Source organism: Xanthomonas sp. CFBP 8151, assembly GCF_011761885.1.
Taxonomy (GTDB): domain Bacteria; phylum Pseudomonadota; class Gammaproteobacteria; order Xanthomonadales; family Xanthomonadaceae; genus Xanthomonas; species Xanthomonas arboricola_B.
Genome location: NZ_JAASQZ010000002.1, coordinates 756,514 through 769,015, shown reverse-complemented (window position 1 = coordinate 769,015; position 12,502 = coordinate 756,514). Strand labels below are relative to the sequence as shown.

Annotated in this window: 7 protein-coding genes; 6 read left to right on the top strand and 1 reads right to left on the bottom strand. The window is 67.1% G+C overall.

What is annotated here, in order from left to right; translation table 11 throughout:
* The first annotated feature begins 578 nt into the window (after positions 1-578).
* From FHT08_RS11195 to FHT08_RS11180, 4 genes are all read left to right on the top strand, one after another.
* Complete coding sequence (locus FHT08_RS11195; protein ID WP_166775123.1) at positions 579-3,470, top strand: TonB-dependent receptor; 2,892 nt, start codon at positions 579-581, stop codon at positions 3,468-3,470.
* 217 nt (positions 3,471-3,687) lie between these two features.
* The gene (locus FHT08_RS11190; RefSeq protein ID WP_166775122.1) at positions 3,688-3,897 is read left to right on the top strand and encodes a hypothetical protein; all 210 of its coding nucleotides are present in this window, start codon (positions 3,688-3,690) and stop codon (positions 3,895-3,897) included.
* A gap of 28 nt (positions 3,898-3,925) precedes the next feature.
* Positions 3,926-4,999 carry a 3-deoxy-7-phosphoheptulonate synthase gene (locus FHT08_RS11185; RefSeq protein ID WP_104606260.1) on the top strand — a complete coding sequence of 358 codons (1,074 nt, stop codon included), beginning with the start codon at positions 3,926-3,928 and terminating at the stop codon, positions 4,997-4,999.
* 356 nt (positions 5,000-5,355) lie between these two features.
* On the top strand, positions 5,356-5,550 hold the full coding sequence (locus FHT08_RS11180) for a hypothetical protein (RefSeq protein ID WP_166775121.1): 195 nt from the start codon (positions 5,356-5,358) through the stop codon (positions 5,548-5,550).
* A gap of 250 nt (positions 5,551-5,800) precedes the next feature.
* Here the strand turns inward: FHT08_RS11180 and FHT08_RS11175 are convergent, their stop codons facing one another.
* A complete protein-coding gene (locus tag FHT08_RS11175) occupies positions 5,801-7,315 on the bottom strand; it encodes an acetyl-CoA hydrolase/transferase family protein (protein ID WP_104606259.1) in 1,515 nt (504 codons plus the stop codon).
* A gap of 222 nt (positions 7,316-7,537) precedes the next feature.
* Between FHT08_RS11175 and FHT08_RS11170 the strand changes: the two genes are divergently transcribed.
* Positions 7,538-9,715 carry a hypothetical protein gene (locus FHT08_RS11170; RefSeq protein WP_166775120.1) on the top strand — a complete coding sequence of 726 codons (2,178 nt, stop codon included), beginning with the start codon at positions 7,538-7,540 and terminating at the stop codon, positions 9,713-9,715.
* Positions 9,716-9,920: 205 nt separating this feature from the next.
* Positions 9,921-12,335: a hypothetical protein gene (locus FHT08_RS11165; protein ID WP_104538681.1), complete on the top strand. Its 2,415-nt coding sequence runs from the start codon at positions 9,921-9,923 to the stop codon at positions 12,333-12,335.
* Positions 12,336-12,502 lie beyond the last annotated feature (167 nt).

Here is a 12,502-nt window from a genome sequence, read left to right as displayed (position 1 = left end):
AGCACAAAGGACCCCGCCGAAAGGCGGGGTTTTTTTATGGGCGGCAAGATGGATGGCGCAACATCCGCTCGTCGATTGGTCGTGCGTGACCACGCAGATCCCATGACCTCGTAGGAGCGCCCCAGGGCGCGAAGAGGCTTCACCGGGAATGCCCTAGTCGCGCCCAGGTGCGCTCCTACGCGGCGCCGATGCCGCGGCCCCAACCATGTCGAACCCGCGTGTGCATGGCCCCGCGACCTCGTAGGAGCGCCCCAGGGCGCGAAGAGGCTTCACCGGGAACGCCCCAGTCGCGCCCAGATGCGCTCCTACGCGGCGCCGATGCGACCACCGGCCCGCGCAATCGGTTCGCGGCCCCAACCGTGTGGAACCCTGCGCCATTCACCAAAATGCGAGCCCCATCACACTTGCATGACAATGTGTTGACACCGATGTCATCGCAGCCCTAGCGTCGTTGCGCAGGCGCTTGCGCCGAACGGTCGGGGGGCCATCGGACAGGGGGTAGCGATGCGGTGCATCGCTCGCAGGCGTCGTTGCAGTGAAACGCCATGCCGGCCGCGCCGGCCTCTCCCGGGGATCTTATGAACTGCCGCAGTCATCGCCTTGCCTTGTCGATTTCCTTATCCCTTGCCCTGACCGCAGCGGTCGCACCGTCGGCTGCTGCCCAGCAGGCCGAGCCGGATCAACCGCGTGCCACCTCCACCCTGGATGCGGTCAGCGTCACCGGTTCGCGCATCAAGCGCGCGCAGGTCGAAGGCGCGCAGCCGGTGGTCACCATCTCCGCGCAGCAAATTCAGCAAGAAGGCTTTGCCACCGTCTACGACGTGCTCAACAGCATGAACCAGCAGGGATCGGTGGAGGCCGATACGCAATGGGGCTCGCATACGCCCAACGCCTCGCCGATCAACCTGCGCGACCTGGGGCCGGGCCGCACCCTGTTGCTGGTCAACGGGCACCGCGTGGCCGATTACCCGCTGCCCTACGGCGGCGAGAGCAACTTTTCCAACTACAGCAACATCCCGTCCGCGGCGGTGGAGCGCATCGACATCCTGACCGGCGGCGCTTCGGCGATCTACGGCTCGGACGCGGTGGCCGGCGTGGTCAACGTGATCCTCAAGCGCGATTACCAGGGCGATCAGGTGCGGCTGCGCGGCGGCACTGCCACCGAAGGTGGCCGCGACAGTTTCGACGTGTCCTGGGCGGGCGGGCGCACCGGCGAAAACTGGAGCCTGACCTACGCGCTGCAGGCCACCCGGCGCGATCCGTTGAGCGGGCGCGATCGCCCCGAGATGGACGACTCCGACGACATGTCCTACTCCAACTGGACCGGCCAGAACCGCCTGTACGGCTTCAATCCGTTCACCGGCCTGAGCCTGGTCGATGCCAACACCAACGAACGTCTCGCACCGCCTGCCGGCACCTGTGCGCGCTTCGGCGGCGAGTTCATCGACGGGCAGCGGCTGAGCTACAACCAGAACACCGGTGCGCTCACCAATGCCGGCGACTATTGCGGCGTGGCCCGCGACTACGGCGACTGGGGGCTGGTCACCGGCAGCGAGGACTACTCGGCCTATCTCTACGGCACCTGGAAGTTCGGCGAGCACACCGAAGCCTGGGCCACGCTGTCGGCCAACCGCAGCATCGGCCGTTGGACCTATGACCCGCCGTACGTGTACCTGGGCCCGTTCCAGGACGCAGACACCGGCCGCTCGCTGTATGCGATCCGGCAGCTCACCCGGCGCGAGGCCGGCGGTTGGGACCGCCTGGCCAACTACAACAAGGAGCAGTCCTGGGACCTGAGCGCCGGCTTGCGCGGTGCGTGGGCCGACCGCTTCGACTGGGAGTTGAGCGTGGGCCGCTCGCGCTACACGGTGGACGAATACGTACGCACCGTGGACACCGCCCGCGCCACCGATTATTTCCTCGGCAGCCCCACCGGCTCCGCCGCCGACGGCACGCCGATCTATGCGATCAACCAGGCGCGCCTGTATGCACCGCTGTCCTCGAGCGAGTACGACGAGCTGGTCGCCAAATCGCATAACTCGGCGTATTCGTGGGTGAACCAGGCCAGCTTCAGCCTGAGCGGCGATCTGGTGCAGGGCTGGGCCGGGCCGATCCGCTTCGCCACCATGGCCGAAGTCGCCAAGCAGGGCTACCAGCTCTCGCCCGACCCCTGCGCCAACGAGTGCTATCCGGTCGATGTGGTGGACAGTGGCGGCGGCGAGCGCATGCGCAGTTCGGCCGGGCTGGAATTGCAGATCCCATTGTTGTCGACGTTGAGCGCCAATGTCGCCGGCCGCTACGATCGCTACGGCAGTTATCGCTCTTCGGCGGCGATTCCGACCGATGTCGGCACCCAAAGCGACACCACCTGGAGCGCGGGTCTGGAATGGCGCCCGGTCGACAGCCTGTTGTTGCGCAGCACGCTGGCCACCAGCTTCCGCGCGCCGGACATGCATTACGTGCTCGGCGAACCCAGCTCCACCAACCAGACCGTGATCGATCAATACCGCTGCATCGCCACCGGCGCGTATCTCACCGGCGGCTGCAACGACGAGAACAGCAACATCTACTACACCGTGGATGTGAACCGTCGCGGCACGCCGGATCTGCGCTCGGAAACCGGCCGCTCGTTCACCGGCGGGGTGGTGTGGGACATCGTGCAGGGCCTGTCGCTGAGCGTGGACTACTACCGCATCGAGCTGGAGGAAATGATCAAGGATCTGGACCGCGACGAGATCCTCTCGGCCGAAGCAGGCTGCCGCACCGGCACCACCATCAGCGGCGGCGCCTGGAACAATCCCGGCGGCGCCGGCTACTGCGACACCATCACCTCGCGCGTGCTGCGCAACGCCGATGGCACCATCGCCAGCATCGAGCGCGGCCCGATCAACCTGGCGCAGATGGAAACCTCCGGCATCGACGCCTCGCTGAAATACCGGCTTGCCACCGCGGGCTGGGGCAACTTCCAGTTGTCGCTGGACTACAACAACCTGCTGGCCTATCGCGAGCAGATCTACCGCACCGACAGCGACGAAAACCGCCGCGACGAACGCGTGCGCAGCCGTGTGCGTGGCAGCGTGCATTGGGACAACGGCGGCGCCTGGGACTGGACGGTGTACTTCCGCCGGCTCGGCTCCATGCGCGCGGTCAACTGGGGCACCTGCGAGCGCTTCGACGACGGCTACCAACCCAGCGCCTCGGACGCATGCGTGGTCACCGACACCGCCAACGTGCACCTGGGCGAGAGCAGCAAGCGCTACTTCGGCCGCGTCGGCCCGGCGATCTACTGGAACCTCAGCACCGGCTACAAGATCACCGACCACGCCAAGGTCAACTTCTACGTCAACAACGTGTTCAACGAAGTGGGCTACGAGAACAAGGAGCGCTTCTACGGCTACGGTTTCTACAACACCACCTTGTTCAACCCGATCGGCCGCGAAGTGGCGGCGGAATATGTGTTCACCTTCTGAGTGAACGTGGCGGCCGCATCGCACGTCACGGCATGGCGCCGTGGCGTGCGCTGCAGTGTCGCTGCCACGTGCTCAGGCACGTCGTGACGCCGTTGGCCCCAGGCTTGCCAGCGCGCGCGTGGCGATGCCGCCATCTTGTCGTGCGACGCGGCGGTCGGCGCGGCACACGCAGCTTGCAGGCACCCCCGTGGGGCACCGTTGCAGCGTTCCGTTGCCGATGAAACAGTGGCAACGGCCAAACGCGCGTGGTATCAATGCACTCAATGAACGCACCCCGCAGCCAGTTTTACTTTTGGTACTACGGTTTTCCGATGCCGCTGGCGGAGGACGGATTGCGCTCACCCTGAAGAAACCTTCAGCAGCATTCCCGAAAAGCCGCCAGCGCACACTGGCGGCTTTTTTGTTGCCGCCGCGCCTGGCTCCCTGATGCAACACCGCCCACCGAGACACTAGTTATGCCGCCTGTGACCGATGACCTGCGTATCCGCAAGATCGAAGCCCTTGCCCCGCCCTCGCAGCTGCTGTCGCTGCTGCCCTGCGACGAGCGCGCCTCCGAGACCGTGACCAAGTCGCGTGCCGCCCTGCACGAGATCCTGCATGGACGCGACGACCGCCTGGCAGTGGTGATCGGGCCCTGCTCGATCCACGATCCGGTCGCGGCGATGGACTACGCGCACCGCCTGCGCCCGCTGCGCGAGCAGTTTGGCGACGCGCTGGAGATCGTGATGCGGGTGTACTTCGAAAAGCCGCGTACCACCATCGGCTGGAAGGGCCTGATCAACGATCCGGATCTGGATGGCAGCTTCCAGATCAACAAGGGCCTGCGGGTGGCGCGCGGTCTGCTGCGCGACATCAACAACCTCGGCCTGCCGGCCGGTGTGGAATTCCTCGACATCATCTCGCCGCAGTACATCGCCGACCTGGTGGCCTGGGGCGCGATCGGCGCGCGGACCACCGAAAGCCAGGTGCATCGCGAAATGGCATCGGGCTTGTCGTGCCCGGTGGGCTTCAAGAACGGCACCGGCGGCGACGTCAAGATTGCGGTGGACGCGGTAGGTGCGGCCTCGCACCCGCATCATTTCCTGGCCGTGACCAAGGACGGCCACACCGCGGTGGCCGCGACGGCAGGCAACCCGGATTGCCACGTGATCCTGCGCGGCGGCAAGCAGCCCAACTTCGATGCGGTCAGTGTGGAAGCGGCCAGCCAGGTGCTCAACACGTCCGGCTTGCCGGCGCGCCTGATGATCGACGCCAGCCACGCCAACAGCGGCAAGAATCCCGAGAACCAGCCAAAGGTCATCGACGACATCGCCACGCAGCTGGAAGGTGGCGAGACCCGCATCGTCGGCGTCATGGTGGAGAGCCACCTGGTTGGCGGACGCCAGGAACTGGTGCCGGGCTGCGCACTGACCTACGGCCAGAGCATCACCGACGGCTGCCTGGATTGGGACGCCTCGGTGCAGGTGCTGGAGCGCCTGGCGACGGCCGTGCGCGCACGTCGTGCCAGGCGGCTTGCCGAAGCTGCGTGATCGCTGAGGCGCTGGGGTGAGAAGGCGAGGCTTCGCGCGTACCCTCATCCGGCGCTGCGCGCCACCTTCTCCCGCAGGGAGAAGGGATGGAGCCCCGCTTCCTTCGGGGCGCCAAGGCACCGTTTGCGCGTCACTGGCGCGCGTGCCGTGGTGCGCCCGCGCCGCAAGCGCGGGCCCCGGGGCGCGGAGCGGGGGTTGGGGTGAGGGTACGGCGGAAGGCAGCCATCCAAGACCGCATGCTCATAACGGCGCGGCGAATTCGCAATCGTGCAATGGCAACAGATTCAAGGCGCATTCCATCCGGAGCTGCAGTGCCTCAATGCGCAGCGTATTCAACGCTACGCACATTCCATTCGATGCTCGGCATCTTCAAACTGCAAAGCATCCAGAACGCAGCACATCCGCAACAGCGCTCGCTTGCGGCGACCAGCGGCCAAACAGGCCTGTCGAGCAGCCTGGCAACGAACACGGTGGTGTTGATGGCCGCTCCAGAACAAGAACGCCGGGCCGGCGCAGGGAGCCGGCCCGACGGATTGGACACCACCCAGTGATGACCCGTCGCGCTCAGCGGCAGGAGGGGGAGAGAGCCGTCCTGCCGCCGAATGCGAGCGGGCAGGAACGTTATCGGCCACATGCATGACATCGCGATGTCGCGGCATGTCGGCGCCAGCAATGAAGTTCGCGAAGCGTTAAACACCGGCATGACGGCCGTGCTCCGATCCCTCTAGCAACACGCCACGCTGGGCTACAACTCTCGATTCCCGATTCCCGATTCCCGATTCCCGATTCCCCAATCCCCGCTCACCCCAACATATCCCCCGTCTCCAACCAGCGCTGATGCCACGACAACGCCTCGGTCAGCAGATGCGGAGTGTGCTTGCCGTAGCTGTCGCGATTGGCGCGCGCCACATAGTCTTCCAGCGCATCGCGGTAACGCGGGTGTACGCAGTGATCGAGCAGCTGGCGTGCGCGCTGCTTGGGCGTGAGGCCGCGCAGATCGGCCAGGCCTTGTTCGGTGACGATCACCGAGACGTCGTGTTCGGTATGGTCCACGTGGCTGACCATCGGCACGATCGACGAGATGCTGCCGGCCTTGGCGATGCTGGGGCTCAGGAAGATCGACAGGAAGCCGTTGCGCGCAAAGTCGCCGGAGCCGCCGATGCCGTTCATGATGCGGCTGCCCATTACGTGGGTGGAATTGACGTTGCCGTACAGGTCGGCCTCGATCATGCCGTTCATGCCGATGCAGCCGAGCCGGCGTACCAGCTCCGGATGATTGGAGATCTCCTGCGTGCGCATGATGATGCGCTGCCGGTAGAAATCGATATTGCGCTTGAATTCCTCGTTGCCCTCCGGGCTGAGTGCAAAACCCGTGCACGAGGCGTAGCGCAGCACGCCATCGCGCAGCAGCGCGAGCATGCCGTCCTGGATCACTTCGGTGAACGCTTCCAGGTCGCGGAAACCGCTGCGTGCAAGCCCCGCCAGCACCGCATTGGGAATATTGCCCACGCCCGACTGCAGCGGCAGCAGACTGGCCGGCAGCCGGCCCTTGCCCACTTCATGGCGCAGGAACTCGATCAGATGCGCGGCGATGCGTTCGCTGCTGTCGTCGGCGGCGGCGAAGGGGCTGTTGCGGTCCGGGCCATGCGTGCGCACCACTGCCACGATCTTGTCCGGATCGCAGCGCAGGCTGGGCTCGCCGATGCGGTCGTCGCCGTGGATCAACGGGATCGGCTTGCGCTGCGGCGGCAGCGCGGTGCCGTAATAGACGTCGTGCATGCCATCCAGGCCGGCCGGTTGCCAATCGTTGACCTCGATGATCACCTTGCTGGCCAGGTCCAGCCAGGTCTTGTTGTTGCCGATCGAGGTGGACGGCACCAGGCTGCCGTCGGCGCGGATCGCCGAGACTTCCACCACGGCAGTGTCGATCTGCCCGTAGAAGCCGAACCATACGTGCTGGGCGACGTGGCTGAGATGGATGTCGATATAGTCCAGCGTGCCGGCGTTGATGCGCTGGCGCGCGTCCGGGTCGGACTGGAACGGCATGCGCATGGCGATGCCGTCGGCCTTGGCCAGCGCACCGTCCAGTTCCGGTGCGGTGGACGCGCCGGTCATCAGCTTGATCTGGAACGGTTGGCCTTGCAGATGTGCCGCTTCGATGCGCTGCGCCAGCGCCATCGGCACCGCCTTGGGGTAGCCGGAGCCGGTGAAGCCGCTCATCGCCACGGTCTCGCCGGGCTGGATCAGTGCAGCAGCGGCCTCGGCAGAAACCAGGCGCTCGCGCAGCGGCGCGTACAGGATGCGTTCGTCGGACATGGGCGGCACAGCGAGACAGGGGACTGCCATTATCGCCGCTGCATGCGCCGGCCGCGCTGCGACCTTGGTGCAATACGACTGTGCAGACGACGTCAAACGCGTGCGAAGCGACCTGTTGCGTGCCAGGCCAGGCCAGTAGCACCCCTGCGCACCGGCCACGTTCACGCTTCGCCGCCAGCGCAACCGCGATAGTGGCGGCAGACTCGACTTCTGCCTGCGCCCATGCCCTCTGTTCGCGATCGCTTCCAGCGCTGGCCCCGGCCGTGGCGTATCGCAGTGGTCGTGCTGGTGGCGCTGTATGCGCTGTACCTGCTGGCCGGCAACCTGTTCCTCAATACGCCGTTGTTCGATGCCGTCACCAACCGGCAGCCGCATAAATTCACCATGCAGACCGGCCCGGCACTGACTGTGTTTCCGGGGCAGGTGATGGCCTGGAACGTGCGCATGCGCGGGCAGGCCAACCGCACGGTCTACGTGTTTCACGCCGATCGCGCCAATGCGCGCGTGGCGTTGCTGCCGCTGCTGCGGCGCGAGGTGCGCTTGCCGTGGTTGCACGCCACCGGGCTGAGCGCGGAAGTGGAAACCTCCGACACCCCCATCCCGCCACCGCCACGCGGCGATCGGGGCTGGACGCTGCGCTTCGATGCGATCACCAGCAACAGCATCCGCAGTGCGCGCCTGGGCAAGTTGCTGATCGCCGGGCAGGGCCACGGCAGCGTCGGCTTCCTCAAGCAGCTCAAGGGCGGGCCGTCGGAGCTGTTTCCCTCCGAAGCGGGCTTTCGCGATGCGGTGGTCAGCTACGACGGGGTGCAGGTGTTCAATGGCGCGCAGCTGGATGCGCAATTCCAGTTTCCGCGCCACTACCGCGACCAGGCGCCGGGCCTGCGCAAGCTCGGCCTCACCCACGCGCGCCTGCAGCTGAAGGCCAATACCGTCGCGTTGAAGATCGACACCGGCGCGCCGCACGTGGACATCCGCAGCGGGCCGTCGGTGGCGCGGGTGGAGGCCGATATCACGCTGGATCGCGGCACCCTGCAGGAGGGCAGTCATGCGGTCTGGCGCCTGCCGTTGATGGCCGGCGTCGGCGCGACCGACCGCGGCATGCTGGCGCTGCAACTGGACGTGGCGCGCGACATCCGTGTGCAGGCACGCCTGCCGCGCGACGAGAAGACGGGCAGCGAGCTGCAGGCCGATCTGCGCATCGCCGGACGCAGCATTCCCTTCCAGGATCCTGCGCAGGTGCTGCCGCGCCTGTCCGGGCAGGTACGTGGGCGCTGGCAGTTCGAATCGCTGAACTGGATTGCCGAGCTGTTTGTGCGCAAGCCGTGGTTTCAGCTCGCAGGCGGCGGCCTGGTCGAGGCCGATCTGCGGCTGGCGCAGGGCCGCCTCGCCAGCGGCAGCAGCCTGGAGATTCCGCGCGTGGAGGCGGTGGCGCAGGTGTTCGATACGCGGCTTGCCGGTATTGCCAAGGCGCATGGACGCATCGACGATGCCGCCACGCCGCAGGCGCACCTGGAGGTGAGCATCCCCACCTTCAAGGCCACGCCGCGCGATGCGCCCAGGCAGTTCCTGCTGGACGGCCGCGATCTGCAGCTGGCCATGCATGGCGACGCCGAGCTGGCGCGCCTGCGCGACACGCTCAAGGCGCAGCTGCGTTTCAGCGATGCCCGGGTACCCGATCTCACCGTCTACAACCGTTACCTGCCGGGCAAGAACGTGCGCCTGCTCGGCGGCAGCGGCAGCCTGACCGGCGATGTGGCGATCAATGCCGCCGGCGATGTGGGCAGTGGCCATGCCAACCTGCGCGGGCAGGGCGCGCATCTGGCGCTGGCCGGTGTGCAGATGCGCGGCGATGCCGAATTGCAGGCGCAGCTGCAGCGTGCCGATTTCAAGAACAAGTTCTTCGATCTCAGCGGCACGCGCGTGCGCCTGCGCAATATGCGTGTGGGCGACGACAGCACCAATGCCGACTGGTGGGGGCAGATGCAGGTCGGTGCCGGCACCATCCAGGCCAGCGCACCGTTCCAGCTGGATGCCGATGCAGCGATCCGCATGCGCGATGTCGCGCCGCTGCTGTCGGTGTTTGCGCAACGTGCCGACTATCCGCGCTGGGTGTTGGGCCTGCTGGATTCGGGCGAGTTCGACGCCGCCGGCAGGGTGCGTTGGCGCAAGCAGCAGCTGCTGATCGACGACCTGCATGCGGAGAATGCGCGGCTGTCGCTGCGTGCACGGCTGGCCTTGAACGACGAACAGCGGCGCGGCGATCTGTATCTGCGCTGGGGCGTGCTGGGCGCCGGGATCGAGCTCGATGGCAAACAGCGCCAGTGGCATCTTGCCGGCGCGCGCGAGTGGTACGACGGGCAGCCGGGGCTGTTGCCGGCGGTGTCGAAGGCGAAGTAAGCGGCTCGTTGTCTGAGGCTTGCGTATTGCGGCCAGCTTTGCCGTCTTCGAAAAGGCAGTGCGCGTACTGCCGGGCGTGTAGGACATCCAATGCACACCGGGCAGCCTGCCGGTGCCCAGCCGCAATCGCCGCTGCGCACCGCGCTCACGGTTTCCTTGGCACACTGCGCCACGCCGCGTGCGCGGTCTTCAGGAGCCTGCCGTCATGACGATGCCTGTTCGCGCCCGCTGGCACACCTTGCCGCGCCCGGTGCGTTGGCCGTTGCTGGCGTTGCTGGTGGTGTACGCAAGCTATCTGCTGCTCGGCAACCTGTTGCTCAACACGCCACTCGGGCCGGCCGCGCTCAATCGCAAGCCGGACAGGTTCACCATGCACTGGGGCCCGGCAGTGACCTGGTGGCCGGGCCGGCTGACGCTGTGGAAGGTGGAGTTGCAAGGCCGCTCGGCACGCACCCGCTGGAACGTCAGCGCGCAGCGCATGAGCGGGCAGGTGCGGCTGTTGCCGTTGCTGCATCGGCAGTTGCTGGTGCCGGAGCTGCATGCGCACGGGGTGCGTGGCGGCATGCAGGCGGCCGTGCCCACAGCCGATACCGCGGCGACGCCAGCACCGGCGACAGCGCCGAGCACGCAGGTGGCTGCCGCTCCGCTGACTAGCGCAGCCGGTACGCCGCCGCCAACGACCGCGCAGGACAAACCACCCACACGCACCACGGACGTCGTGGCGAGCACGCAGCCGCCCGCACCGACGACCGGCGCGGCCGCCCGCGTGCCGCACTCCGCCGGGGTCGCCAACATCGCCGGCGCACCTGCGGGTCGTCCATCGACCGCTCCGGCCTGGACCCTGCAGTTCAATCGCATCGTCGCCGATCAGGTCCAGGCAGTGACGCTGCGTCAGCTGCGGATCGAAGGCGATGGTCAGCTGCAGCTCGGCCTGTTCAAGCAGTTGCGCGGCGGGCCGATGGAAGTGTTTCCCTCGCGGGCGAGCTTCGACAACGCACGCATGCGCTGGGGTGACAGCGAAGTGCTGCGCAACGGCCAGCTGCGCATCGAAGCCAGCATCGCGCGGCATGCACCGGATCAGGCACGTGGGCTGGCGGTGCTGCAGCTGGCCGATGCGCAGGTGAGCGTGCATGGCGACACCGCGGCACTGGATGTCGTACGTAATGCGCAGGGGCGCCATACGCTCGCCACACGCGCCGGCAAAGGGCGTGCGGATGGGCAGTTGCGCTGGACGCGCGGCGCCTTGCAGCCCGGCAGCCAACTGCAATGGCGCGCACCCCTGCACGACAGCACGCGCACGCCGGCCGCCCTGTTGGGCGAGCTTGCAGCGCAACTGCAGGTGGATCAGGACATGCGCCTGCAGGTGAGCATGCCCGAGCCGGCCGATGCCGGGCTGACATTGGATGCGGATCTGCGCGTGCAAGGCCGGCAATTGCCGCTGCAATCGATGCGCAGCCTGCTGCCGCGCACCTCCGGGCATGCGCGCCTGCACTGGCAACTGTCCTCGCTGAGCTGGATTCCGGCGCTGTTTCCGGACGTGGACTGGCTGACGCTGGAAGGCGACGGGCTGGTGGATGCGGACCTGCGCATCGATCGCGGCCAGCTCGGTGCCGGCAGTCGCCTGCAGGTGCCGCACGTGCGTGCGCATGTCGGCGTGATGGGCCATGCGATCGATGGGCAGGCCAGCGCCGACCTGCGGGTGAGCGCCGATGCGCACGGGCAGCTGCTGCCGGCACTTGCCTTGCAGATGCAGCAGTTCTCCATTGCGCACAGCGATGCGCCCACGCGCCCGTTCGTGCAGGGCCGCGACCTGCGTCTGGACCTGCAGACGCGCGCCGACGCGCGCAACTTGGCCGCGTTACGCGACGCCACGCGCGCGCATCTGCTGTTCGCCAATGCGCGCGTGCCGGATCTGCGTGCCTACAACCGCTATCTGCCGCAGCAGCAATTGCGCTTCGACGGCGGCAACGGTGTATTGAGCGGCGATCTGCAGATCGAACCCGGCGGCCGCATCGGCAAGGGCGGCCTGCGCATCGGCGCACGTGCGGCGCGGCTGCAGTTTGCCGGCCTGGCACTGCGCGGCGATGTGGATGCGGATCTGCGTTTGCAGCGCGGCGATCTGCATGCGGAAAACTTTCGCCTCGATGCCAGCACCATCCAGCTGCGCAATATCGGATTCACCGGGCCGGATGGGCAACGCCGCGATGGATGGTGGGCGCGCATCGTGCTGGAAGACACCCGCATGCAATGGCGCCAGCCGGTCGGTGTGGATGGACGCGTGCGCATCCAGGTGCGCGATCTGGCTTTCTTGATGTCGCTGTACGCGCGCGACCGTTCGATCCCGAACTGGATGCTGCGGCTGGTGGATGCAGGCCAGGCGCAGGTGACCGGGCGCGTGCATTGGCAGGGCGACACCGTCATCGTCGATCGGCTGCAGGCGCGCAACGAGCGCTTCCAGGTGGATGCGCGCTTGCGCTTGCAGGGCAGCCAACGCAGCGGCAGTCTGCTCGCGCGCTGGGGCATGCTGAGCGCGGCGGTGGGGTTGCGTGGCCAGACCCCGGAATGGCATCTGCTGCACGCACCGCAGTGGTATCAGGCCCAGCCCGATCTGCTGCGCTGAAGTCGCCGCGCGCCAACGCGACGTGAAGGAAAAAGCGCCAGTTCTGTACTGCCTGGTGTTGTTTTGCAGTGCAGCGTGCAAGTGGCGTTCGGGGCGCGCACTATGCTCCTGCATCCCGACGTGGGGGAGGGAGCAAAGCCCGCTGGCAGTTCGCTGCAAGCGGGCTT